Annotated in this window: 18 protein-coding genes; 9 read left to right on the forward strand and 9 right to left on the reverse strand. The window is 62.3% G+C overall.

Annotated elements, in window-relative coordinates; genetic code table 11:
- Nucleotide 1: 1 nt before the first annotated feature.
- The 3 genes from AC07YV_RS08125 to AC07YV_RS08135 all read right to left on the reverse strand — a co-directional run bounded on the left by AC07YV_RS08125 (nucleotide 2) and on the right by AC07YV_RS08135 (nucleotide 4,624).
- Nucleotides 2–1,393, reverse strand: a complete 1,392-nt coding sequence (locus AC07YV_RS08125) for an aldehyde dehydrogenase family protein (RefSeq protein WP_102699144.1) — start codon at nucleotides 1,391–1,393, stop codon at nucleotides 2–4.
- A gap of 7 nt (nucleotides 1,394–1,400) precedes the next feature.
- Nucleotides 1,401–2,774: a glutamine synthetase family protein gene (locus AC07YV_RS08130; protein WP_007979256.1), complete on the reverse strand. Its 1,374-nt coding sequence runs from the start codon at nucleotides 2,772–2,774 to the stop codon at nucleotides 1,401–1,403.
- A 260-nt stretch (nucleotides 2,775–3,034) separates the two neighbouring features.
- Entirely contained in the window at nucleotides 3,035–4,624 is a 1,590-nt protein-coding gene (locus AC07YV_RS08135; RefSeq protein WP_102699220.1) for a winged helix-turn-helix domain-containing tetratricopeptide repeat protein, read from the reverse strand.
- 245 nt (nucleotides 4,625–4,869) lie between these two features.
- Here AC07YV_RS08135 and AC07YV_RS08140 point away from each other — a divergent pair, with 245 nt between their 5' ends.
- The 4 genes from AC07YV_RS08140 to AC07YV_RS08155 all read left to right on the forward strand — a co-directional run bounded on the left by AC07YV_RS08140 (nucleotide 4,870) and on the right by AC07YV_RS08155 (nucleotide 8,826).
- The gene (locus AC07YV_RS08140) at nucleotides 4,870–5,622 is read left to right on the forward strand and encodes an SDR family oxidoreductase (protein WP_102699142.1); all 753 of its coding nucleotides are present in this window, start codon (nucleotides 4,870–4,872) and stop codon (nucleotides 5,620–5,622) included.
- A 44-nt stretch (nucleotides 5,623–5,666) separates the two neighbouring features.
- A complete protein-coding gene (locus tag AC07YV_RS08145; protein WP_102699141.1) occupies nucleotides 5,667–6,080 on the forward strand; it encodes a cupin domain-containing protein in 414 nt (137 codons plus the stop codon).
- 95 nt (nucleotides 6,081–6,175) lie between these two features.
- Nucleotides 6,176–7,261, forward strand: a complete 1,086-nt coding sequence (locus tag AC07YV_RS08150; RefSeq protein ID WP_102699140.1) for an HlyD family secretion protein — start codon at nucleotides 6,176–6,178, stop codon at nucleotides 7,259–7,261.
- The gene (locus AC07YV_RS08155; RefSeq protein WP_102699139.1) at nucleotides 7,258–8,826 is read left to right on the forward strand and encodes a DHA2 family efflux MFS transporter permease subunit; all 1,569 of its coding nucleotides are present in this window, start codon (nucleotides 7,258–7,260) and stop codon (nucleotides 8,824–8,826) included. The genes AC07YV_RS08150 and AC07YV_RS08155 overlap by 4 nt, the downstream gene beginning before the upstream one ends.
- Before the next feature lie 69 nt (nucleotides 8,827–8,895).
- Here the strand turns inward: AC07YV_RS08155 and AC07YV_RS08160 are convergent, their stop codons facing one another.
- The 4 genes from AC07YV_RS08160 to AC07YV_RS08175 form a co-directional block, all read right to left on the reverse strand.
- Nucleotides 8,896–9,375 carry a phage infection protein gene (locus tag AC07YV_RS08160; RefSeq protein WP_102699138.1) on the reverse strand — a complete coding sequence of 160 codons (480 nt, stop codon included), beginning with the start codon at nucleotides 9,373–9,375 and terminating at the stop codon, nucleotides 8,896–8,898.
- Between the two features lie 248 nt (nucleotides 9,376–9,623).
- The gene (locus tag AC07YV_RS08165; RefSeq protein ID WP_102699136.1) at nucleotides 9,624–10,316 is read right to left on the reverse strand and encodes an RES family NAD+ phosphorylase; all 693 of its coding nucleotides are present in this window, start codon (nucleotides 10,314–10,316) and stop codon (nucleotides 9,624–9,626) included.
- Entirely contained in the window at nucleotides 10,310–10,714 is a 405-nt protein-coding gene (locus AC07YV_RS08170) for an antitoxin Xre-like helix-turn-helix domain-containing protein (RefSeq protein ID WP_102699135.1), read from the reverse strand. Before AC07YV_RS08170 ends, AC07YV_RS08165 begins: the two co-directional genes overlap by 7 nt.
- 97 nt (nucleotides 10,715–10,811) lie before the next feature.
- On the reverse strand, nucleotides 10,812–12,308 hold the full coding sequence (locus AC07YV_RS08175) for a methyl-accepting chemotaxis protein (RefSeq protein ID WP_102699134.1): 1,497 nt from the start codon (nucleotides 12,306–12,308) through the stop codon (nucleotides 10,812–10,814).
- Between the two features lie 629 nt (nucleotides 12,309–12,937).
- Here AC07YV_RS08175 and AC07YV_RS08180 point away from each other — a divergent pair.
- Nucleotides 12,938–15,874 carry a multicopper oxidase domain-containing protein gene (locus tag AC07YV_RS08180; RefSeq protein WP_102699133.1) on the forward strand — a complete coding sequence of 979 codons (2,937 nt, stop codon included), beginning with the start codon at nucleotides 12,938–12,940 and terminating at the stop codon, nucleotides 15,872–15,874.
- Nucleotides 15,875–15,938: 64 nt separating this feature from the next.
- Here the strand turns inward: AC07YV_RS08180 and AC07YV_RS08185 are convergent, their stop codons facing one another.
- Nucleotides 15,939–16,211: a hypothetical protein gene (locus tag AC07YV_RS08185; protein WP_095946406.1), complete on the reverse strand. Its 273-nt coding sequence runs from the start codon at nucleotides 16,209–16,211 to the stop codon at nucleotides 15,939–15,941.
- A gap of 442 nt (nucleotides 16,212–16,653) precedes the next feature.
- Between AC07YV_RS08185 and AC07YV_RS08190 the strand changes: the two genes are divergently transcribed.
- From AC07YV_RS08190 to AC07YV_RS08200, 3 genes are all read left to right on the forward strand, one after another.
- Nucleotides 16,654–18,012 carry an MATE family efflux transporter gene (locus tag AC07YV_RS08190; protein WP_102699132.1) on the forward strand — a complete coding sequence of 453 codons (1,359 nt, stop codon included), beginning with the start codon at nucleotides 16,654–16,656 and terminating at the stop codon, nucleotides 18,010–18,012.
- A 220-nt stretch (nucleotides 18,013–18,232) separates the two neighbouring features.
- Nucleotides 18,233–18,904, forward strand: coding sequence for a phosphoribosyltransferase (locus AC07YV_RS08195; protein WP_102699131.1), 672 nt, complete (start codon nucleotides 18,233–18,235; stop codon nucleotides 18,902–18,904).
- Nucleotides 18,905–19,041: 137 nt separating this feature from the next.
- On the forward strand, nucleotides 19,042–19,611 hold the full coding sequence (locus AC07YV_RS08200) for a YceI family protein (protein WP_102699130.1): 570 nt from the start codon (nucleotides 19,042–19,044) through the stop codon (nucleotides 19,609–19,611).
- Nucleotides 19,612–19,820: 209 nt separating this feature from the next.
- Here the strand turns inward: AC07YV_RS08200 and AC07YV_RS08205 are convergent, their stop codons facing one another.
- Nucleotides 19,821–23,198: an Ig-like domain-containing protein gene (locus AC07YV_RS08205; protein ID WP_102699129.1), complete on the reverse strand. Its 3,378-nt coding sequence runs from the start codon at nucleotides 23,196–23,198 to the stop codon at nucleotides 19,821–19,823.
- Nucleotides 23,199–23,478: 280 nt separating this feature from the next.
- Between AC07YV_RS08205 and AC07YV_RS08210 the strand changes: the two genes are divergently transcribed.
- Nucleotides 23,479–24,201, forward strand: coding sequence for a GNAT family N-acetyltransferase (locus AC07YV_RS08210; protein ID WP_102699128.1), 723 nt, complete (start codon nucleotides 23,479–23,481; stop codon nucleotides 24,199–24,201).
- The last annotated feature ends 78 nt before the right edge of the window (nucleotides 24,202–24,279 follow it).

A 24,279-nucleotide genomic window follows, 5' to 3' on the forward strand; every position in this document is an offset into this window, starting at 1 on the left:
TCTACACCTCGTGACGCAGATGAAAGGATTTGGCCCGGGTCAGGTGCTCGTAGCCCAGTGGCGACAGGGTGACGCCGCGCCCGCTGTTCTTCACGCCGGTCCAGGCCAGCGCCGGGTCCAGGTAATCGCAGCGGTTCATGAACAGCGTGCCGGTGGCGACCTGGTTGCCCAGGCGTTCGGCCGCTGCGAGGTCCCGGGTCCAGATGGACGCGCTGAGCCCGAACTCACTGTCGTTCATCAAGGCGATGGCCTCGTCATCGCTGGCCACCGGCATGATGCCGACCACCGGGCCAAAACTTTCATCGCGCATGACCGACATTTGATGGCTGACATCGACCAGGACCTGCGGCGCGAGGTAGGCGCTGCCCGGCACGTCGGCGCTGAAGGCCTGCGGATCGATCAGCGCCGTCGCGCCCTGGGCCAGTGCTTCGGCGATCTGGCCACGCACGAAAAATGCGGCGCCCGGTGTCACCATCGGACCGAGGGTGGTGGCTTCGTCCAGCGGGTTGCCCAGCACGTACTGGCGGGTCAGTTCGGCGAAGCGCTCGACAAACACCGGGAAGATTTTCTGGTCGACGTAGATGCGTTCCACCGCGCAGCAACTCTGCCCGGAATTGAAGAAACTGCCGTCCACCAGGTTCTCCACCGCATGCTCGAGGTTGGCGTCAGCCCGCACGTAGGCCGGATCCTTGCCGCCGAGCTCCAGGCCCACGCCGATGAAGCGTCCCGTGGCGGCGCTTTCCATGGCCTTGCCGGCATCGACTGAACCGGTGAAGTTGACCTGCTGTACCCGACCCGAATCAATGATCGCGGCGGTCTGCCGATGATCGAGCAGCAGGTTGTGGAACAGGCCATCCGGCAGATGGGCGCGGCGCATGGCCTCGGCGAAACGCTCGCCCACCAGCAGCGTCTGCGACGCATGCTTGAGGATCACGCTGTTGCCGGCCATCAGCGCCGGGATGATCGTGTTCACCGCGGTCAAATAGGGGTAGTTCCACGGCGCGACCACCAGCACCGTGCCCAGCGGCTCGCGTTTGATGTAGCGTCGAAAACCCGCCACAGGCTCCGGCTCTATATCGGCCAGCGCTTGCGGCGCGATGGCGATCATGTGCCGGGCGCGTTCGGCAAATCCCCGCAGTTCGCCGGCGCCATAGCGCACCGGGCGACCCATCTGCCAGGCCAGTTCCGGCACGATGTCCGCCTGCATCGACAACATCGCGTCCACTGCGGCGCTGCACAATGCTGCGCGTTCGCTCAGTGAGCGGCGTTGCCATGCCGCCTGGGCGCTGGCAGCGGCGTTCAGCGCCTGCTCGACCTGCGCGGCATCGGCCATCTCTCGTTCGACGTACACCCGGCCATCGACCGGGGAGATCAATTGCACCTTCGCAGTCATGATGTTCTCAATAGCGCTCGAAGCCGCGCTGCAGTTCCCAGTCGGTGATTCGCCGGTCGTACTCTTTCTGTTCCCACTCGGCGGTGTGCACGTAATGGTCGACCACCTCATCGCCGAACGCCTCGCGCAACATGGCGGAGGCCTTGAGGGCGGCGCTCGCATCGCGCAGGGTCTTGGACACTTCCGGCAAATGCTCGTCCTGGTAGGCATCCCCTTCGAATGGCGGGACGAGATCGAGCTTTTCGTCGATGCCAGCCAGACCCGCCGCGATCAACGCGGCGAAGGCCAGATAGGGGTTGAGGTCGGCGCCGCCGATGCGGCATTCGATGCGGATCGACTTGCTGCCTTCGGCGCACAAGCGAAAGCCCGCGGTGCGATTGTCGCGGCTCCACACCGCCCGCGTCGGCGCAAAGGTGCCGGCCTGGAAGCGCTTGTAGGAGTTGATGTAGGGCGCGAGAAAACAGGTGATGTCGTTGGCGTACTTGAGCTGCCCGGCAACCCAGGCACGCATCAGTTTCGACATGCCGAACTCGGCTTTCGCGTCGAAGAACAGCGGCTTCTTCGCGTTCTTGTCCCACAGCGAATTATGGATGTGACTGCTGGAACCGGCGGCGTCGTAACGCCACTTGGCCATGAAGGTGATCGCCTTGCCCTGCAACTGCGCGATCTCTTTGCAGGCGTGCTTGATGATGACGTGGTGGTCGGCCATGGTCATGGCATCGGCGTAGCGGATGTTGATCTCTTCCTGGCCCGGGCCCCATTCGCCCTTGGAGTTTTCCACGGGAATGCCCGAGGCCTGCAGATGCTTGCGAATCGCCCGCAGCACCGGCTCTTCGCGGGTGGTCTGGAGGATGTTGTAGTCCTCGATGTAATGGCCGGCGGTTTTCGGTTTGTGATAATTGCGCTTGTGGATCGCCTCGTAGCTCTCATCGAACAGATAGAACTCGAGTTCCGAGGCAAACATGCCGGTATAGCCGCGCTCGCGCAGACGCTCGACCTGCTTTTTCAGAATTGCCCGCGGACTGTGGGGCAGGTCCTGGCGATGGTGATGATCGAGCACGTCGCACAGCACCAGCGCCGTGCACTCAAGCCAGGGCACGCGCCGCAGGGTGGACATGTCGGGCTTGAGCACGAAATCGCCGTAGCCCTTGCTCCAGCTGGCCGCGGCGTAACCCGGCACCGGCTCCATGTCGATGTCGTCGGCCAACAGGTAGTTGCAGCAATGGGTTTCTTCGTGGCCGCTGTCGATGAAAAACTCGACCTGGAAGCGCTTGCCAACCAGGCGTCCCTGCATGTCGACCATGCAGACCAGCACGGTGTCGATTTCGCCGGCGGCAGCGGCGCGTTTGAGTGCATCAAAGCTGAGGAGGGGCTCGGTCATCACGGCAATCCTGCGTGAAAGGTTTTGGCCAGTCTGAGATCGCTGTTGCAGACGCTCTCCAGAAACACCAAAACCTGCAGAACCGAGCATCATGAGCAACGAGTTGCTCAAAGCTTAGCCTACCGTAGCAATGTGCAACTATTGTAGGAGCGAGCTTGCTCGCGATGGACTTGAGGACACCGCGTTTAATCAGGTAACCCGCGTCATCGTTGACGACCATCGCGAGCAGGCTCGCTCCTACAGGTCAAGGGTGGGCGCGTTTACTCCGGCAATCCCGCCAGGCGCAATCCATCGACGAAACGGGCGAAATCCTCAGGCCGTTGAATGGGCAGCCAGTCCTTGAGGGCGCACAGGCGCAAAGAGGGATCCAGCGCTAGCAGGCGTTGCATCGCCAGATTCGCTTTGTCCATTCGACCACCGAGCGCGTGACTGGCCGCCACCAGTGCCGCGGCGACCAGCAGGCTGGGCAGGTTGCCCAGTGCCTTGTCCGCCCAGGCCGCAGCGGCATCGAAGTCCCCGGCGAAGAAATGCGCGAGCGCCATGCCGACCTGCATCCTGAACATTTCCGGGTCCAGCGGGCTCAAGCGAACGGCATGGTTCAGGTGCTCGATGGCCGCGTCCGTTTCACCGCGCAGTGCCCGCAGGATACCGCCGAGAAACCAGGCGGGGGCGAGGTTGGGATTGAGCAGGCGTGCCCGATCGAGCAGTGCAATGCCGCCGTCGACTTCGCCGGCGAGGTGGGCCAGCGCATGTCCGCCCCGGGTCAACGCGACGGCATCATCGCGGCCGAGGGTCACCGCCTGCCGCGCCAGCCGTATGCCCTCGGCGATTTCTGCAGGCCGATCGCCCATCCAGCCATTGAGCTTGCGCCAGAAGTGGCACCAGGCAGCCATACCATAGGCCGAGGCAAATTCCCCATCGAGCTCGATGGCCTGGTAGAACATCGGCAGGGCCTGCTCGATGGCTTCCCGGCCGCCGCTGTGCAGTTTTGCCATGCCCCGCAGGTAGTAGTCGTAGGCGTCCAGGCTATCCGTCGGCTTGCGCTTGGCGCGTTCGATTTCTGCCCGCTCCAGTTGTGGCGCGATCGCGCCGACGACGCTTTCGGTGATTTGGTCCTGCAGCTCGAAGATATCGTCCAGCAGGCCTTCGAAGCGCTCGGCCCAGAGGTGCGTACCGCTTGTCGCGTCGATCAGTTGCCCGGTAATGCGCAGCTTGTTCCCGCTCTTGCGCACGCTGCCTTCGAGCACGTAGCGCACGCCCAGCGCCTGGCCAACGCCTTGGGCGTCCACCGTCTGGCCCTTGTAGGTGAAGCTCGAATTGCGTGCGATGACGAACAGCCAGCGAAGACGGGACAGGGCGGCGATGATGTCCTCCACGACGCCGTCGGCGAAGTATTCCTGCTCCGGATCGCCGCTCAGGTTCTGGAAGGGCAGGACGGTGATCGAGGGTTTTTCCGGCAGGACCAGCGCCGGGGAGGGGGTTGGCTTCGGGGCGGCGGTCGGGTGTTCATCGCTCTCGGGCTGTCGCGCTTGTCCGGTCGAGTCGCCATTGATCCGGCCAACGAAGCGGTAGCCTTTGCGGGCGACGGTGCGTACCAGGCGCTGCTCCTCACCGGTATCGCCGATGGCCTTGCGCACGGCATTGATGTGGCTGGTGATGGTCGATTCCGAAACGATCCGGTCGCCCCACACCGCCTTGAGCAATTCGTCCTTGCTGACGACGCGGTCGGGATTGTTGACGAACAGCAGCAACAGGTCGAAGACCTGCGGTCCGACGGCCACGACTTGCCCGCGCTGGGTCAGCTCCCGGCGTTCCTGATCGAGTACGTAGTCTTCAAAACTGAATGGCAAGTCGGGCATCCCCTGGCGAAGCGCCCTCAACTCCGTGTCCCAGGCGGCTGATTGGTAACTGGGAAAGATGATACGGCAGCTCGACAGCCGCTGCACCGTCGGCGGCAAGGAAGGCTGGACGAACGTCAGTTGCCTTGGACAAAAATCCAAGCGCTCTCCAAGGCAAACCCAAGGACTTGCCTGGCGCGTGCAGGCAATCTCTCTACACCGACGCAATGGTTGCCGTCGACAAGTGGAGAACAGTCATGAAGATCGTCGTCATCGGAGGCTCCGGCCTCATCGGATCGAAACTTGTGAACACCCTTCGCGAGCGCGGCCATGATGCGCTCGCCGCCAGCCCCAGCACGGGCGTGAACAGCATCACCCGCGAAGGCCTGGCCGAAGCGATGGATGGTGCTGACGTGGTGGTCGACGTGGCGAACGCGCCATCGTGGGAGGACCAGGCCGTTCTCGATTTCTTCCAGACCTCCAGCCGTAACCTGCTGGCCGCCGAAGCCGCCGCCGGAGTTCATCATCATGTTGCCTTGTCGATTGTCGGCAGCGAACGGCTTCCCGATACCGGTTACTTCCGGGCCAAGGTCGCGCAGGAAGCCCTTATCAAGGCGTCCAGCATTCCCTACACCATTGTGCGTGCCACGCAGTTCTCCGAGTTTGCCGGCGGCATTGTCCAGTCGTTCGCCGTTGGCGATGAGATTCATGCGTCCCCGGCGCTGATCCAGCCGATAGCGTCCGACGACGTGGTAGCGGCGCTGGCCGATGTCGTGCTGGCAGCGCCGCTCAATGGCACCGTTGAAGTCGGCGGTCCGGAAACCATGCCGATCGACGAACTGGCCAGGCGCTATCTGCGAGCCACCCAGGACAGCCGCAAGGTCGTGCCGGACGTACATGCCCGTTACTTCGGCGCCGTGCTCAACGATCAATCGCTGGTCACCGGCAAGAACGCACGCCTGGGGGCGATCCGCTTCGACGACTGGCTGGCCCGGTCGACAGCGCAGTAACGCATCGCACCCTCACATATACCTACCCATCCAGGAGAAATCCCATGGTTACCCGATTGCTAATGGCCGCTGTCTTCGCCGCGCTCTCGATCAGCGCCGTCTCGGCCGCCGAGCCGCCCCCCGGCAAGGTGACGGTGGTGTTCGACCGTCCCATTCCCAACATCCCTGGCAAGAGCATGAGGGGCGTGGTCGTCGAGTATGGGCCGGGTGCCGCGTCGCCGGCCCACACCCATCCGAAAACGGCTTTCATCTATGCGACGGTGCTGGAAGGCTCGTTTCGCATCCAGGTCAAAGGCCAGCCGGAAAAGATCTACAAGGTCGGCGAAAACTTCGTGGAGGAGCCGGGTTCCGTGCACCTGGTCAGCGCCAACGCCAGTGACACCCAACCGGCACGCCTGTTGGCGGTGTTCGTCCTCGACACCGAGGAAAAGGTGCTCGTCACACCCATCAAACAGTGAGCCGATCAACCCGCTCATGAAGGCCCGACAGCCGGGCGGCAGACCCTGCCGCCCCGTGGCTGCCTGGTGCTTGCCACTGAACAGGACATGAAGAAATGAACTCGCTCCAGGACAAGGCCGCCATTGCCGCCGCAACACCGGTGGTCATGGTGCGGCGCAGCCAGCGCAAGACCATCGGCCTGTTGTTGTGTGTCGCGGCCGTGATGGTCGTGGCGGTTTGGGGCGCCATGGCGTTTACCCGTGGCGCGACCTCGACCGACAACGCCTATGTCCGCGGCGACGTCACCTCGCTGGCCGCCAAGGTCGCCGGCTATGTCACGGCGCTCGAGGTCGAGGACAACCAGACCGTGCGCGCGGGTGATGTGCTGTTTCGTATCGATGACCGCGACTATCGCGCCAAACTGGCGCAAGCCGAGGCCAATGTCAGCGCCGCCCGGGCGAACCTGACCCATGTCGACGCGCAGATCCGGCTTCAGCATGCGCTGATCAGGCAGGCTGAAGCGCAAAGACGCTCGGCCACCGCCGACATGAGCCTGGCGGCCAAGACCCACGACCGCAGCCGCAAACTGATCGTCAGCAACGCCGTGAGCCAGGCACTGGTCGATGAAACCGGCACGGCACAATCCAGAGCCGTGGCGTCGGTATCGGCCGCTTCGGCAACGGTCGAGGCCCAACAGCAACGCATCAGTGTATTTGTGGCGCAAAGAGAGGCGGCCGTGGCAGCGGTGGCCCAGGCTGAAGCGGCCCGTGATCTCGCCCGGATCGATCTCGATCACACCGTGGTGCATGCGCCGGTGGATGGCGTGGTCGGCAATCGTCAGGTTCGCCTCGGCCGCTTCGTCACGCCGGGTGTCGCCCTGCTCGATATCGTGCCGGTCAACGATGTGTGGGTCGTGGCCAATTTCAAGGAAACCCAGCTCGAACAGATTCGCCCTGGTCAGCCTGTGCGCGTCACGGTCGATGGCTACCCCGATGCGGCTCTGGCCGGCGTGGTCGACAGTTTTGCACCGGGCAGTGGCTCGGCGTTCAGCCTGCTGCCGCCCGACAACGCCACCGGGAACTTCGTACGTGTCGTACAGCGCGTTCCGGTGAAGATCCGCCTGGCTGACAATCCGCTGCCGGGGCGCATCGTGCCGGGGCTGTCCGCGCGGGTAGAGGTTGCGCAAGGGGCCGGCTCATGAGTCGCGCCAGGCCGACGACCGGCGTGCTGCTCATCGCGGGCATCGTCCTGGCCGCGTTGACCGAAGCGATCGCCAGCACCGTGCTCGCCCTCGGCCGCAGCGATATCATCGGCGACACTTATGCCACACCTGACGAGTTCGCCTGGCTGGATGTCGGCTACATCGCCCTCAAGCTGATCGGGTTCATGCTCGCCCCTTGGCTGATGCAGCGGTTTTCTCCACGCAACGTGCTCATCGGCGCCACCCTGGTCATGGGCCTGGCGTGCTGCGTGGCTGCCGTCAGTGCCTGGCTGGAGCTGCTGATCGCATTGCGCATCCTGCAAGGCTTCGCCGGCGGTGCTTTGCTGGTGGCGGGCCAGGCGATGATCTTTCGCGGTTATCCGCGCGCCCTTCAGCCGATCCTGCAAGCCCTGTTCGCCATGGCGGCCGTGGTCGCGTCCGCGACCCTCGCACCGGCCCTGCAAGGGTGGTTGATCGACAGCCAGTCCTGGACCTGGATTTTCTTCAGCGTGGTGCCGCTGGCATTGGCAGCGACCGGGCTCTTGCTCATCGCCGACCACCCCATGCCCGCCAGGGGCCGGCAGCCTTCGTTTGACTGGCTCGGGTTCTCGTTGCTCGCTGCGGCCCTGTTCTGTTTCACCTACGTGCTCAGCCAGGGCAGCCGCTGGGACTGGTTCGAGGAACCGCGCATCCTGGTGCTGACGGTGCTCGGTGCCGCCGCGCTGCTGGGCTTTCTCGGCCAACAGGTCCTGGCCGACGGCCAGGGGCTGCTTGATTTCAGCCTGTTCAAATCGAGCGATTTCACCTTTGCCTTTATCGTCAGTTTCGTCGCCGGTGCCGCGCTGTTCGGCAGCGCCTACCTGATCCCGGCATTTGCCCTGTCGGTACTCGCCTTCACACCGACCGATGCCGGCCTGCTGCTGTTGCCCAGCGGCGGTTTTTTTGGCGGGTCGCTGCTCATCGCCGCCTGGTTGTTCCAGGCCCGCCGCGTGCCGCCGGTGGCGACCGTGCCCTTGGGCATCCTGCTGATCATGGCGGCGATGTGGATGCTGTCCGGCTCCACCAGCGAAAGCGGCAGCGATGACATGATGGCGGCCATCCTGCTGCGCGGCCTGGGCCTGGGCTTCCTGTTTCTGTCGATCACACTGATCGCCTTCACCCACCTCAACAGCCGCAACCTGGCCAGCGGCATCGGCCTGTTCAACACAGGCCGCCAGCTGGGTGGCCTGATGGGCGTCGCCGGGCTGCAGACCCTGATCGAGCATCACGCCGTCACCAACGGCGTGGTCCTCGGCACACACGTCACTCCGGGTGGGCACGCGCTCATCGAGCGGCTGACGACCACCACCGCGATGCTGGCGGGGAAGGGCATGGACCCGCTGACCGCCGGCCGGGCAGCCAGCAGCCTGCTGGGCAAGGCGGTGTCGGGTCAGGCCACGGTGATTGCGTTCGATACGGCGTTCTTCGCCGTGGCCCTGCTGTTCGTCTTTGCCGCGCCCATCCTGGTTGGCATCAAGATTGGCCTGGCGCGCTATGCGAAAGCGCATGAACAAAGGACGAATTGAACACCCACACGAAAAAGCCCGGCGGTTGAGGCCGGGCTTTTCGTTGAGTCCTGCGGTAAAGCACTGCATTCAGACAGCGCGGCTTTCGATCAGACGGTCGGAGCCACCTTCGGCGACGCGGTTTTGCAGCAGCTTGTCGGAACCGCCTTCGGCAACTCGGTTTTGCAGGAGCTTGTCGGAACCGCCTTCGGCAACACGGTTTTGCAGGAGCTTGTCGGAACCGCCTTCGGCAACACGGTTTTGCAGGAGCTTGTCGGAACCGCCTTCAGCGACGCGGTTTTGCAGCAGTTTGTCGGAGCCGCCTTCGGCGACGCGGTTTTGCAGGAGCTTGTCAGAGCCGCCTTCGGCCACACGTTTTTCCAGCAGGCGATCCGAACCACCTTCGGCCACACGATTCTCGAGCAGGCGATCGGAGCCACCTTCAGCCACACGGCTTTCAATCAGACGATCCGAGCCGCCTTCAGCGACCACAGGTTGAGCAGAGGTTGCGGCGAAAGCGTTAACTGCGAAAACCGAGAAAGCGATGCTGAGGAGGGTCTGGCGTTTCATGATGGTGTGCTCCGGGGTGCTTATGGGTGGGTATGGAGCAGATGTTACGCCGGGGATTTTTTAAGAGAACTTCATTGAAATGATGGTGACTATCGATGCGGTCAATGGATCGAACACCGCCTGTATAAACACCTCTTTTTGTGGCGAGGGAGCTTGCTCCCGCTGGGTCGCGAAGCGGCCCCAAAAAAAGGGCTGCTGCGCAGCCCAGCGGGAGCAAGCTCCCTCGCCACAGGGTCATCGCCAGGCGATCAAGCCTCGCTGATCTGGCTCACACTGGTGATCTGACCATTCCAGACCATCTCGTAATGCGCTGCTTGAATGATCGAAGACACGGGCCTCGGCGTCATCAACGCCCAGCAATGACTGCCCGGCATGCGGACTGAGTGATAACGCAAACCGGGACAACCGGCGTCCCGCACCGCCCGCCCCAGCACGCGGGAATGGCTGTAATCGTCCGACGCATACACCGGATCGCTCAGCGGCAGGGCGGTGGCGTCCTTCATCCCGCCATCGCCAAAGGCACAGGCCAACCCGCGAAACACAAACCGCTCATAGTTCAGGCTCGGCACCTTCGACCAATACAGAGCCTGGTGATGCCGCACTTCGGCCAGCGCCGCTTCCATCGAATCCGCCAGGTACAACACCCCGAAGCTGCCGTCACTGAAGCGCGACCCCGCCGGATTGACATGGGTAAACGGCGCGATGGCGTAAGAGCACCCGGCAATCCCGAACGGGATCTCGCTGCGCGCAATCAACTCCAACTGACCCACTTCATTCTTCAACCGCGGATTGGTCAACGCCTGAATCTCGAACAGCACCTCAAACTCATCCGCATCCGCGACGTCATCAAACAACGCAATGGGCGGAAACTTCGAATTGACCAGGCGATAAGCCTGCAATGACTGACCGGCAAACACCGCCAGCTCACTCGCCATCACCATTGCGCCCCCCGCAACATGTCGATGCGGCGGAAGGTTTCATACAACGCAATCATGTCGCCCTGGGCCATGATCTCCAGCGGGCTGCGGCCATTGAAAAACTCATTGTCATTGGCCATCGACGCGAAGCCATACACGTTGTCCGGATTGTCGAACACCAGCCGCAGCGTGGCGTGAATGTTCAGCACAAAGCTGATGCGCTGCATCTGGTCTGCATCCAGTGCCACCGCCCAGTCCGGGTCACGCTGACGGGCGCGGGTGTAGGTGCTGCGGGAAATGCGCAGGATGCGACAGGCCTGGTCGCTGGTGGCCTGCCACTTTTCCAGAATGCTCACCGCAGCGCGCAGGCCAGTGACGCATTGGTTCTTGCTGAAGGATTGGGGTTGCAGGGGGACGGCCATGATCAATACCTGTCTTGACTCTATAGACTCAAAGATAGGTATTCTGAATCTGTAGAGCAAGTCGGTTCGACCAGCGGACAACCTCCCGCATCGAGCATCACTGATGAAACGTGCGCCCCAACGCATCCAGTCGAGTCGCAATAGGCGGCAAGCGCCGACTGCTCGACGCCAGCGTCTGCACATCATCCGCCGTGTTCTGCGCGATGCCCTGCACCGACTGCAAGCGCCCGACAATCTCGACACTCGCCGTGGATTGTTCGCGGGTCGTCGTGAAAATTCGCCCGTTGAGTTCATCTATCTGCGAGATGTCGCTGCCAACCGCCTGCAGCATCGCCGCCGCTAATTGACTGTCCTCGACACAGCGCTCCACACCTTCGCGGCTGTCCTGCATGGCCTCCACGGCTTTGCGGCTGCCTTGCTGCAAGGCCTCGATGATGGTCCGGATTTCTTTGGTTGACACCGCCGTGCGCTGCGCCAGGCTGCGCACTTCATCGGCCACCACCGCAAAGCCGCGGCCTTGCTCGCCGGCACGCGCCGCTTCAATCGCCGCGTTGAGCGCCAGCAAATTGGTCTGCTCGGCAATGCTGCTGATCACCTCCAGCACCGTACCGATCTGCTGCGCCTGCCCGGCCAGCACCTGCACGGTCTGGTTGGTGCCTTCCAGGCGCGAGGCCAGATGGGTGATTTCCTGCCGGGCACGGTTCACGCTTTCCTGCCCGCGGGTGATCTGCACACTGGCCTGGCCGGCATGGGCAACGGCATGCTCGACATGCACCACGATGTGCTCCATCGCATCGCCCATGCGCTGCATCGACCCGGTCATCTGCGCGATTTCCGTCAGCTGATGCCTGGCGCCTTTCTCCAGCGTGTTGCTGGCCTTGGCCAACTCCTGGCCCAACTGACCCAAACCGTTGGAATCACGCACCACCCCGTCCACCAACGCGGTGATCTGCATCAGGAACTGATCGAAACGCTGCGCCAGCGACACATGCACCCGCGCCTGGTCACCCTGACCGGCACCCACGGTGAACTGCGAAGTCGCGGCGAGCATCTTGTCCAGCATGTCCTGGCTCTCTACCGCGTCCGCCTGGCTGTGCACCGCCAGATAGAGCAGCGCGACCGTCTCCATCACCACATAAAAGGCGTGAACGAACACCATCGTCCAGCCACCGTGATGCGCCATCACGTACACCGGAAAACCCTGGTGCTGCAGCACATGGAACACCACGTGATGCAGCGCAATCGTCACCGCCGCCACCAGAATCGGCAGCCAGTCCCGATAAAACGTGAGCACCGCCAACAACGCAAAAATTCCGAAGTGCGACTCAATGACCCCCTCGGCCTGATTGATGTGCAACGCCGCCATCACCATCAAGCCAACACCGAGCAAACAGCGCATCAACCGCGAGCCGCCGATGGCGCGATACAACAGCGTCAACAACAGGCTGGTACCGCCACCCACCAGCAGCGCCTGCTTGAAGGTGTCGTGCCAGAACGCCAGGCCCACCGCGAAAGCGAACATCAGCCAGATCAGGCCAAGCATGATGCGGTCGGCTTTGCGGTAGTGGTCGAGGAAGCGAGGGGGGAAGGGCATGTACGCTGACTCCATGTAATCGAACCGGGAAGAAACCGGGGTTGGACTGATACCGGAAGACAAGCCTTTTTTTCGATTGATCCATGGAGGCAAATCGGTTGCCGCCATGGTCGGGATATTGAGAAATCGTGAGGAGTGTAGCTGTTTGCCATCATTCATGGCCGGGGTGGCGGGGCAGGGGCGAACAATGTCAGATTTAGAGGCAAGGAATGCTGAATTGGCGGGGGTAGGGGCTCGCATGCAGGGACGCGCCGGAGCCTTTGGCGAGGCCGATATCGGCCTATGCGGTCACTCGTCAAAAGCTGCAGTCGGCTGGGATCCAACCGGTCGATACTTTCAGAAAATGGCGATTTCTCCTGGCCCGAACACCCCACACAATCGCACCCTGTATTGGGGGATTTTCCCCGTTCTCGGGGCTTTTATCCTGGTTTCTCATACGCCTGCCTGAAGCCGGCGGTCAGAGGGGGCATGGCATGGAGCCATTAGCCCCATCCTGTCACTTTTGGCGGGAGATTTGCATCGTTCTCATCCCGGCTCGACATCAGACATTTCGCCAGCCGGGCCAGGAGCAGTGGCTCGTAGCCCACGTATTGCCACGCGCTCCGGGGAACCCGTCAGAGGTGTTTGCGATGAAACTAGATACCGGAAGGTTCAACCCTAGTGCATTGTCCAAAACCAGGCTGGCGCTGAGTATCTCTGCTGCCGCGATCATGTTCGGGCTGGGCCTGTCCCAGACCCATGCAGCCCCCCTCGACAACACCGATCCACCGCCTCCTACCGACCCATCGGCGTTCACCAATCCGCCCGCCGACCCCGATGCCGCATTGCGAGACTTGCTCAAGCTGCCTCCCGCCAACGTCGGCGCCTTCGACTTACCCAATGGAGTGGTGGGTAACCGCAAGACCCCCTTGGTCGACAATGTGCTGCCGCCCAATCTGCAACCGAGCTTCAATATCCCCACTAACGGTAATGCCAGCCCGGTGTTCGGGGTTCAACCGTTCACTCAGAAGCTGGAGCTTTTCGAGGAGTTCGGCTCGAACAAACTGAACGCGGCCGACCCGCCATCACCCGTTCCGTTTCCGGTTCCGACGCTGGGTCCCGCACCGGCGCAAGACCCCTTGAAGGTGGCGCGTAGCGGCCCGTCGCCGGCTGCGCTGGATGCCTTTCTCAGGCAGCCGGCATTGACGCCCTTCCCGACAGAGTTCTCCAATGTGCTGGACCGCAACCCCTGGAGGGCGCAGATCGAGCTTTTCCTCAATCGCCGGGTCGATTCGCCCGCAGAAGGCCGGCCACCGGGAAAAGGCTGGTCGCACCAGCGTTTCAATGAGTTTTTCCCGCGCGACGCCTTCAAGACGGTGCAAGCCGGTGCGCACGTCAACAGCGGCTTGCGTGATCGCATGCAACGGCATAACTACGCCGTGGGGGAATTCGCGCCAGGCGGGCTCTATCACAACACCAACGGCAACCCGGCCAACGAAGGCACAACCAAGGGCATTCAGGTGCAGTTTCACCCCAACTTCCCTGTCCAGGACCACAATGCGTTGTGGACATTCGACGGCACCTTTCCGCCCAAACTGCTTCAAGTGCGCTATGGCCAGGCGATGCTGATGCGGCATTACGATGCCTTGCCGATTGACCCGTCGGCCAACCGGGGCTTTGGCCTGCACACCCTCAGCACCCATGAGCATAACGGCCACTCGCCCGCGGAAAGCGACGGTTTTGCCAACGCGTTCTTCTTCCCGGGCCAGTACTACGACTATCGCTGGCCGATCCAGTTGGCCGGTTACGACAGCATCAATACCAGCGCTCAGGATCCGCGTGCGGCGTTCCCGTGCGATCCCGGTGAAAAGCTTTTCGTCAACGACGCCACCCCCGGCTTCAAGACCTGCAACAACGGCACCATCAAGATCCGTGGCGACTGGCGCGAAACCATGAGCAGCCACTGGTTCCACGACCACATGCTCGATTTCACCGCGCAGAACGTCTACAAGGGCAATGCGACGATGATGAACTACTACAGCGCCGTGGACCGTGGCAACGAGTCGGTCGACGACGGGGTCAACCTGCGCTTGCCCAGCGGTTCGGGCCTGGGCTGGGGTAACCGCGACTATGACGTCAACTTGACGATCGCCGACAAGGCCTGGGACCAGACCGGCCAGTTGTGGTTCAACCCCTTCAACACCGACGGTTTTCTCGGTGACCAGGTGCTGACCAACTGGGAGTACAAGCCCTTCCTGGACGTACGTGCCCGTCGCTACCGTTTCCGCATTCTCAACGGATCGGTTTCTCGCTACTTCAAGCTGGCGGTGGTGCGTCAGGTCAATGGTAATGGTGGCGAGTTTCCTGGCCCGAGAAACTCCGGGGTTTCCTATAACCGGGTGCCGTTCCACATGATTGCCAACGACGGCAATATCATGGAACACGCGGTGCCGTTCGATGGCAGCCTGGACCTCGATGGTGACGGCGACAGGCAGGACCACAATGCCATTCTGCCGATCCAGGGCATTTCCGAACGCTATGACATCGTCATCGACTTCGCGAAAAACGGCATCAAGCCGGGTGACAAGATCTTCTTCGTCAACATCGAGGAGCATGAAAACGGCAAGCGTCCCGAACGTGACATTCCATTGGCGAATGTACTCTCCGGGAGTTACCTGCCCGTTGTCAGGCAAACCAGCCACGGGCCACAGTGGATCAACGGTGACCCGGGCGTGGGCCTGTTCATGCAACTCAACGTCCAGCCTTACACCGGCCAGGACGTCAGCATGAACCCGGTCGACTTCGAGCCCGCCAAGCCTGGCAAGCCCGAGGGCAGGTTCATGATCCCTTTGCCTTTGCACCGTGACGACCCTGCCGATATCGCCCGGCTTGCCCGGGCACGGCACCGCACCTTTATCTTTGGCCGCTCCGACGGCACGGATTCCAAGCCCTGGACGATCAAGACCGATGGCGGCCCAGGCTTCAACATGGACCCGCGGCGGATTTCAGCCGCGCCACAACTGGCCACTGGCCCGACACCGGCGGGGTTCAAGGGGGAGGGCACGCTGGAAGTCTGGAAGATCCAGAACGGCGGCAATGGCTGGAGTCACCCGGTGCATGTGCATTTCGAGGAAGGGATCATTCTCACTCGAGGTGGCAAACCACCACCAGAATGGGAAAAAGGCGCGCGCAAGGACATCTACAATGTAGGCCCCCATCCCGAGAGCCTCGACAATGTCGAAATGGCCTTACGCATCCGTGAGTTTGCCGGTACCTATATGGAGCACTGCCACAATACACAGCATGAAGACACGGCGATGCTGCTGCGCTGGGATTCTGAGCACCCTGGCCAGTTCCAGTTGATGCCCACACCATTGCCCAGCTGGGACGGCGTGAAATTCGTGGCCTCGGTGGCGTTACCGACATTCCGTACGGGGGATGGCGTCGGGCCACAGGTCAACAATGACCAGGAGGATAACAGTGGCAGTGGCAGTGGCAGTGGCAGTGGCAGTGGCAGTGGCAGTGGCAGTGGTAGTGGAAGTGGAAGTGGAAGTGGAAGTGGAAGTGTTAGCGGGGGCAAAGGCTAGCATCGTCCATCAAGCCACTTTTCCCGTCGGACAAAAAACGGGCGCCTTCTGCGCCCGTTTTCATTCACTCCGCAGCCTGCGCCCGCAACCGCCGACCAATCACATCCATCAAGTCACAACCATCGCGCAACGGAATGACCAGCAGCTTTGAAAAGTCTTCCAGCACCACCGTGTCGCAACCGAGCTCGGATCGGTAGGCGATGTTTTCCAGCACCTGCGTGACTGTCCGAATACGGTAATCGGCCATGGCTTGCAGGACGTCGAGTGGGGCTTGGGTGTCGATGAGCAGGGAGGCCGGAACCAGGTCGATTCCGGTGAGGGGCATGTATCGATTCATTGTGAAGATCTCTGTTTGATTGGCTCAAGGCCGTCACTCAGTCGTCGCCAAACGAATGGGTGGCAGCTGTGCGCAGGTTGGCGAACCGGCACAGAGAAAACCGGCAGACCCGAAGGTCTCCCGCGCACAGCCGCCATAACAGCGGCTTTGCGGGTGCGATGATACCTGCAATAAAGCGGATAGCCTTCGCATTCTCTGAGGTCAGGTCGCCAAACCCGAATCGCCATTAGGGCGACGGCGCCGACTATAAGCCGCACGAGATCAGCGCGGGAAGGTGAGGCATTCCGAGCTTTGTGTAGGACCTTTGAGGATGAAACTTCAGACCTTTCACCTCAGGTCGCTGGAAATCCAGACACAGACCTGAGATGGTCATCGCCCCTTGGTTTCAGCCACCCACGCTATCCTTAATCATCGCTCCTGCCGTCGAGATGGATCTTCGCCCATGCAAACCCCCAACCCCCAGCGCCCCCTCTGGAAAACCTACCTGTTTTTCCTCGCCCCGATGGTGCTGTCGAACTTCCTGCAATCCATGTCCGGCACGGTCAACAGCATCTACATCGGCCAGATGCTTGGCACCCAGGCGTTGGCGGCGGTGTCGGGGATGTTCCCCATCGTGTTTTTCTTCATCGCCCTGGTGATCGGCCTCGGTGCCGGCGCGGGGGTGTTGATCGGGCAGGCGTGGGGGGCGCGGGAGACGCATCTGGTGAAGGCGATTGCCGGGGCGACCTTGTTGCTGGGGGTGTTGATCGGGTTGACGGCGGCGGTGGTGGGCAGTGTATTTGCGCGGTCGGCGTTGGTGGGGTTGGGGACGCCGGCGGATGTGCTGGACGATGCGGTGGCGTATGCCCATGTGATGTTGTGGATCATGCCGTCGCTGTTGGTGTTTGTGCTGTTCACGCAGTTGCTGCGCGGGGTGAGCGATACCTTGTCGCCGTTGTTGGCGCTGGTGGTGTCGACCATGGTCGGGTTGGCGCTGACGCCGGCGTTGATTCGCGGGTGGTTGGGTTTTGCGCCGATGGGGATTCAGAGTGCGGCGTTTGCCGGGTTGGTGGGTAACCTGGTGGCGATGGGGTTGCTGGCGTGGCGGCTGATTGGGAAGGGCCATCCGCTGGCGCCGGACCGCGAATTCTTTGCGGCGATGAAGCTGGACACGGCGATTCTCGGCAAGGTGCTGCGCATCGGTTTGCCCACTGGGTTGCAGATGGTGGTGTTGTCGCTGTCGGAGCTGGTGATTCTGGCGCTGGTGAACCAGCACGGTTCCCAGGCGACGGCGGCCTATGGCGCGGTGACGCAGATCGTCAATTACGTGCAGTTCCCGGCGCTGTCGATTGCGATTACCGCATCGATTCTTGGCGCGCAGGCGATTGGGGCGGGGCGCATCGAACGCATGGGGCCGATCCTGCGCACGGGGTTGATGATCAATCTGTGCCTGACCGGTGGTCTGGTGGTACTCGGGTATTTGCTGTCGCATTGGCTGCTGGCGTCGTTCCTCACGGAAGAAGCGACGCGGACCATGGCCCAGCACCTGTTGCACATCATGCTCTGGAGCCTGTTGGTGTTCGGCTTCCAGGCGATCATCGGCGGCATCATGCGCGCCAGCGGCACGGTGATGGTGCCGGTGGCGATTTCCATTGTCTGCGTGGTGGGGATTCAATTGCCGGCAGCCTATCTGCTGGATGCGAAGTTCGGGCTGCAAGGGGTGTGGATGGCGTTTCCGGTGGCGTATCTGGGGATGCTGGTGCTGCAGACGCTGTATTACAAACTGGTGTGGCAGCATCAGAAGATTGAGCGGTTGGTGTAGGCGGGACGAAGAGAGCGGATAATGCTCTGCACCGAAACCTGTGGCGAGCGAGCTTGCTCGCGCTTGAGTGCGTAGCACTCACAAAACCCGGTCATCGTTATCGGTTTTTGGGGCTGCTGCGCAGCCCGGAGGGAGCAAGCTCCCTCGCCACAAAAGCCCTTGCCACAAAACGCAGGTTTGGCTGAAGTTCGCAGGCGCCATCGCCTGGGGAGGTTTTCACATGAGCCCCTTGTCCCATTCCATCCTGCAAGACCGGCCGGCAGCCGGGCGGCGTTTGATCGAGCCGCTGTTGCCTTACGCCAATCGCCCCGATGTCATCGTCCTGGCCTTGCCCCGTGGCGGCGTGCCGGTGGCTTATGAGGTGGCCACGGCGCTGAAGGTTCGCCTGGACCTGATGCTGGTGCGCAAGCTCGGCGTGCCGTCCCATCAGGAGTACGCCATGGGCGCGATTGCCAGCGGTGGCGTCCAGATTCGTAATGAAGAGGCGCTGCGGGTGCATCCGATTGCCAAGGCTGCATTCGACGCCGTGGTCGAACGGGAAAGCCGCGAGTTGCTGCGCCGCGAGCAGGTCTACCGCGGCACGCGGCCGGCGGTGCAGCTCAAGGATCAGGTGGCGATCCTGATCGACGACGGCCTGGCCACCGGCGCTTCGATGCGGGCGGCGATCCAGGCGCTGCGGGTGCAGGAACCTGCGCGCATCGTGGTGGCGGTGCCCGTGGCACCGCTCGAGACGGTGGAGGCGCTGCGCCGCGAGGTGGATGAACTGGTCTGCCCGCTGATGCCGGAGTGGTTCACTTCGATTGGCCATTGGTACATGGACTTTTCCCAGACTTGCGATGCCGAGGTGATCGAGCTGTTGCGGCGGGCGTGGCAACGCGAGGCGTGCGGGTAGCACCGGCGGCCAGTGGCAAGTGGTCGCCATTCAACGGCTGAGGTGGAATAAACGCCGGTTGTTTGCTTTAGTCCATCTGGTGCCGGCCTTTGTGTGCGGCATGTCAACTCAAGACGGGAGTCCTCCCGGAGAGTGCCATGAACCTTCGATCCGCGCGTTGCATCGCTCTGGCCGGCACGTTGGTGTTCGGCCCGGTGCTGTTCGCTGAAGCCGTGGAATACAAGGAGGTGAACGCCAAGGCCAGCACCTTGAGTTTCACCTATCAGCAGATGGGGTCGAGAACCTACGGCACCTTCGGCAAGTTCAAGGCCAATCTCGACTTCGACACCGATAACCCGGGCGCCGCCCATGCCGCACTGACCATCGACCTGAGCAGCATCGATGCCGGCAGCGACGACGCCAACACCGAGCTGCAAAAGCCGGCGTGGTTCGACACCGCGACTTATCCGGTGGCGACGTTCGAATCGACGTCCATCAAGGCCCTCGGCAATAACCGTTACACCATCACCGGCAAACTGTCCCTGCGCGGGCTCACTCGGGAAGTGAGTGTGCCGGTGCTGCTGAAGTCGGAGAGCTCCATCGGCATCTTCGAAGGCCAACTGGTGCTCAAGCGTAACGACTTCAAGATAGGCGAGGGCGAGTGGGCGGACAGTATGGTGTCCAACGAGATCAATATCCGTTTTCGGATGGTGGCGCCGCAGCGGTGACTGTGAGGCCGCCTTCGCGAGCAAGCCCGCTCCCACAGGGGATCTTCAGAGAGCACAGAAATTATGCTCGGCGCAGATCCCTTGTGGGAGCGGGCTTGCTCGCGAAGGCGTAGTAACAGTCAATACAAAGGCTCTCGGTCCCACCGCACGATCCGCAAAAAAAAAGCGCCCGGTCCACATGGCATGGACCGGGCGCCGATCAATCCGCGCTAGTGCACTGGCACTGTCACGGTTTTGCCGAAGGCCGACTTGATGGTCGCTGTCGGGTTGGGCGACGGGCCACTGCCGACGGTCGTCACCGCTATATTCCAGCGCGCGCCTGTTGCCGTAGGCGTCAGGGTGGCGGCGCCGAGGTTCACCGTGCCGGTTGTGGTCGTGGCAGTCGCCGTGATGGTATTGCCCGTGCCACGCGAGGTGGTGCCGGACAGCACCCAATACCAGCGGCTGTTACTGCGGGCGGTGACGGTAGCGCTGGTGACGATCAGGTTCTCGACGACCGCTGCCGAGACCGCCACGGACACTGTTGCCGGTGCCGATTCCGCACCCTTGGCATCGGCGGCCTTATAGGTAAAGGTCGCGGTGAACGGGGCGGGGACCGTGGCCGGTGGTGTGTAGATCACGCGCACGCCGTCGGTGCTGACCGTGCCCTTGCCGGAGTCCGGTTGCTCCAGGCCCACCACTTTAAGTGGCACGTTGCCGTCAGGGTCGCTGTCGTTGGCCAGTACGTTGATGGTCACCGGGCCGCTGTTGCTGATGGCGCTGTCGGGGTTGGCGATTGGCAATTTGTTATCGCCATCATTGTTGCGAGTATCGCCCGTGCGGAAGGTTGGCAGCGCGGCGGAGTTGACGTAGTTGACGCCGTCCCAGCCGGGCAGGGGCGTTGGCATCAACTGGAACTGGCCGGGGTGCTCGATATCCCAGCGCAGCAACATGGCGTTGTCCTCGTGCTGGGTATTGTGGCAGTGCTCCATGTAGGTCCCGGCGAATTCACGGAAGCGGATCGCCATTTCCACTTCCTGCGAGCTGTCGATGCCTTCGCCGATGCGATAGACGTCCTTGCGTGCCCATTTTTCCCATTCCGGTGGCGCCTTGCCGTCGCGGCTGAGGACGACGCCTTCTTCGAAGTGCACGTGTACCGGGTGGCTCCAGCCGTTGCCGCCGTTCTTGATTTTCCACACTTCCAGGGTACCGTCGCCCGAGAACCCGGCATCGGTCGGGCCGTTGGCCAGTTGCGGCGCAGCGCTGATCCGCCGTGGGTCCATGTGGTAGCCGAAACCGCCGTCGGTCTTGATGGTCCAGGGGGCTTCGTCGGTGCCGTCGGAGCGGCCGAAGATGAACTCGCGATGCCGTGCTGCTTTGAGTTTGGCCTGTACGACCGCATCGTCGCGGTTGAGGGTCAGTGGGATCATGACCTTGCCGGCCGCTTTCCCCGGTTTGGCGGGTTCGTAGTCGGCAGGGTTCATGCTCACGTCCTGGCCCGAATAAGGCTGTACCACCATCTGCATGAACTTGCCCACCACCGGGTCGCCGGCGTCCCATTCCAGCCCTTTGCTGCCCGACTTGAGCACGGCCTTGTACCTGCCGGACAGCACATCGGCCAGACTCAGCGGTACACTCTCCGGACCCTTGCCGGTCTGGTGCTCCATCAAGTTGACGAAGTACAGCTTGTCACCGACAGAGATCCCGTTTTTCGCGAAGTTGACGATGATGTCGAAACGCTCGGCAATGCCCTGGGTGGGCAGTATCGCGTTGTGGTCCTGCACATCACCGTCACCGTCCAGGTCCATGCTGCCGTCGAACGGCACGGCGTGTTCCATGAGGTTGCCGTCGTTGGCGATCATGTGGAACGGCACGCGGGTATAGGACACGCCCGAACCTGCCGGGCCGGGGAATTCGCCGCCGGTGCCGACGACTTCACGCACCAGCGCGATCCTGAAGTAGCGCGACACCGAGCCGTTGAGAATGCGGAAACGATAGCTGCGCGCCCGCACTTTCAGGCGCGGCTGGTACTGCCAGTTGACCAGGATCTGATCGCCGAGGAAGCCATCGGTGTTGAAGGGGTTGAACCACAGCTGGCCGTTCTGATCCCAGGCCTTGTCGGCCACCAGCAGGTTCACATCGTAGTCACGGTTGCCCCAGGGCAACGCCGAACCGCTGGGCAGGCGCAGGTTGACGCCGTCCTGCAGCGCTTCGTTACCGCGGTCCAGGGCGCTGTAGTAGTTCATCATCACCGCGTTGCCCTTGTAGACGTTCTGCGCGGTGAAATCGAGCATGTGGTCGTGGAACCAGTGGGTGCTCATGGTTTCGCGCCAATCGCCACGAATCTTGATGCTGCCGTTGTTGCAGGTCTTCAGGCCCGGAGTGGCGTCGTTGACGTACAGGGTTTCGCCCGGGGCGCAGGGGAAGGCCGCGCGTGGATCTTCAGCCTTGGTGTTGATGGTGTCGTAACCGGCCAGTTGCATCGGCCAGCGATAGTCGTAGTACTGGCCGGGAAAGAAAAACGCATTGGCATAGCCGTCGCTTTCGGCCGGGGAGTGGCCGTTGTGTTCGTGGGTGGTAATGGTGTGCAGGCCAAAGCCCATGTTGGCCGATGGATCGATCGGCAGGGCGTTGTAGTGCCGCATCAGCACCGGTTGGCCGTAGCGCACCATCAGCAGTTTGACCGGAAATGTGCCGTCGAAGGTCCAGAGCGCCTTGTGGTTCTGAATCGGCATGTTGGGGTGAAAACGCGTGTCGATGCCTTTGGTGGTGCCCGTGGTGGTCGGGATGTCCGAGGTCTGGTAGTAGAGACCGCCCGGCCCGAACTCACCGACGGCGTAGTTGTGCAGCTGGCGACGGTCGCGCATGCCGCCGTTGAGCTTGGCGCCTGCTTGCACGGTCTTGAAGGCGACCTGCGGGTAGAACTCGTTCCAGCGCTGATGGGACCAGCCTTTTCCAGGCGGACGCCCTTCAGCCGGCGAGCCGACCGGATGGCGGTTGAGGAAAGCTTCGATCTGCGCTTGCCACGGGTTGCGATCCAGCACGTTGGAATACTGTGACGGAAACGGGTACAGCCCCGGCTGGCGCATGAAAGCTTCGAGCGCTGTGGCCGAAGGACCACTTCGGGCGATGCTGTTCGGGTCCTGGTTGGGCGCCGGGCCGACAGTCGGAGGCGGGAACGTCAGGGGTGGCGCGGGCAGTGTCGGGTCGAGTTTTTCCGTGCCGAACTCTTCGAACAGCAGCAGTTGCTGAGTGTACGGCTGGGCCCCGAACAACGGGCTAGGCTTGCCATTGGTGGGGATCTTGAATGATGTTTGCTGGGCTGGTTGCAGCACGTTGTCGGTCGTTGGCGTGGTGCGGGTGCCGTACATGCCATTGGGCAGGGCGATGGCGCCTTGGTCAGCGGGTGGCATGGTCAGAATGGCATCCAGCGCGGCCTGGGGGTCGGCCGGCGGGTTGGTATATGCCGAAGGATCGGTTGGAGGCGGATAGCTGACATCGTCAAGCGGTGCGGCGTTGGCAGTGCCGAGGCTGATGTTGATCAGCATCACAGCGGCGATGCCCGGTTTGCTGAAACCGAGCGGTTTGAGGTCAGGCAGGCTTTTCATAGTGTTTCCCTCGGGGCGCGCCGATGTGGCTGACGTACGCAATGCGGCCGATGCAAGAGCTACGCCAACTGCGAGGGAGTCTCGGAGAGTATGGAGGGCTGATTTGTATCAAAACATTTAAGGCTTTTCTGTCGCGCCGAAGTGGGTAGCAATCCTCAGGTTCGGGGGCCTTGACCCACCCATTTCCCCAATCACCTGCCACCCCACCATCACCCTTCGGACCGCAAGTGTCAGGCGCGTTATGATAGGCGGCCCTTGCCTCCCGGAGCCTGTCACTGCAATGCCCCTGATCAGCCACTTCAAGACCCCGTGCCCCGAGCACATCAATAGCCAGATCCTGCAGATGGTGGTCGACAACCTGACTGAGATCAGTATGGTCGCGATCCCGCCCAGCAACCTGCTGTACAACCTTTATCAATACGCGATCGGCTTTGAGGTGCACCTGTATCTGGAGGCGCTCAACGGTGAAAAAGGTATTGCCGTGGAGTTGATCGTTGCCACTGACGAAGACGATCCGCAGAAGGTGCTCGGCTTTGTGCTGTACCTGCCCGTGCAGGACGACCCCGAGGCCTGTGGCGTGGCGTACATGGCGGTACAGGCCGAGTATCGGCGCCAGGGTGTGGCCCGACGGATGCTGCGGGAAATGGTCGGCCGCTATCCCCATGCCGAGCTGACCTGCGCGGTGGCCAAGGTGCCGTATTTCGAGGCGATGGGGTTTCAAGTGGTGGGCGTGCGTGCGACCCAGGTGTTGATGAATACCCGCGACCACAGCACCGATGGCCTGATGGCGTTGCTGGACGTGGCGGCGATCTACAGCTCGCTGGAAGTGCGGCAGATTCATACCTACCTGCTGCAAAAGCACGGCAAGCGGGCCATGACCGATGCGGAAAAACAGCGCGACCGGCATCTGGACCAGTTGACGCGCAAGGCCAATGAATGTGTGCGCGAGCGCTTGGGTGATGAGGCAGTGCCGGCGACTGGCCCAAAACTGCGTTTGGTCTAGATCCATTGTGGGAGCGAGCCTGCTCGCGAAGACGGCGTCACATCCAACATCAATGCTGCCTGACCCACCGCTTTCGCG

This window comes from Pseudomonas sp. GW456-E7, from assembly GCF_059424105.1.

Bases quoted from the DNA above. Each gene is read 5' to 3' on its own strand.
- AC07YV_RS08125 (WP_102699144.1), bottom strand. From the start codon at position 1,393: ATGACTGCGAAGGTGCAATTGATCTCCCCGGTCGATGGCCGGGTGTAC.
- AC07YV_RS08130 (WP_007979256.1), bottom strand. From the start codon at position 2,774: ATGACCGAGCCCCTCCTCAGCTTTGATGCACTCAAACGCGCCGCTGCC.
- AC07YV_RS08140 (WP_102699142.1), top strand. From the start codon at position 4,870: ATGAAGATCGTCGTCATCGGAGGCTCCGGCCTCATCGGATCGAAACTT.
- AC07YV_RS08145 (WP_102699141.1), top strand. From the start codon at position 5,667: ATGGTTACCCGATTGCTAATGGCCGCTGTCTTCGCCGCGCTCTCGATC.
- AC07YV_RS08150 (WP_102699140.1), top strand. From the start codon at position 6,176: ATGAACTCGCTCCAGGACAAGGCCGCCATTGCCGCCGCAACACCGGTG.
- AC07YV_RS08155 (WP_102699139.1), top strand. From the start codon at position 7,258: ATGAGTCGCGCCAGGCCGACGACCGGCGTGCTGCTCATCGCGGGCATC.
- AC07YV_RS08160 (WP_102699138.1), bottom strand. From the start codon at position 9,375: ATGAAACGCCAGACCCTCCTCAGCATCGCTTTCTCGGTTTTCGCAGTT.
- AC07YV_RS08165 (WP_102699136.1), bottom strand. From the start codon at position 10,316: ATGGTGATGGCGAGTGAGCTGGCGGTGTTTGCCGGTCAGTCATTGCAG.
- AC07YV_RS08170 (WP_102699135.1), bottom strand. From the start codon at position 10,714: ATGGCCGTCCCCCTGCAACCCCAATCCTTCAGCAAGAACCAATGCGTC.
- AC07YV_RS08175 (WP_102699134.1), bottom strand. From the start codon at position 12,308: ATGCCCTTCCCCCCTCGCTTCCTCGACCACTACCGCAAAGCCGACCGC.
- AC07YV_RS08180 (WP_102699133.1), top strand. From the start codon at position 12,938: ATGAAACTAGATACCGGAAGGTTCAACCCTAGTGCATTGTCCAAAACC.
- AC07YV_RS08185 (WP_095946406.1), bottom strand. From the start codon at position 16,211: ATGAATCGATACATGCCCCTCACCGGAATCGACCTGGTTCCGGCCTCC.
- AC07YV_RS08190 (WP_102699132.1), top strand. From the start codon at position 16,654: ATGCAAACCCCCAACCCCCAGCGCCCCCTCTGGAAAACCTACCTGTTT.
- AC07YV_RS08195 (WP_102699131.1), top strand. From the start codon at position 18,233: ATGAGCCCCTTGTCCCATTCCATCCTGCAAGACCGGCCGGCAGCCGGG.
- AC07YV_RS08200 (WP_102699130.1), top strand. From the start codon at position 19,042: ATGAACCTTCGATCCGCGCGTTGCATCGCTCTGGCCGGCACGTTGGTG.
- AC07YV_RS08205 (WP_102699129.1), bottom strand. From the start codon at position 23,198: ATGAAAAGCCTGCCTGACCTCAAACCGCTCGGTTTCAGCAAACCGGGC.
- AC07YV_RS08210 (WP_102699128.1), top strand. From the start codon at position 23,479: ATGCCCCTGATCAGCCACTTCAAGACCCCGTGCCCCGAGCACATCAAT.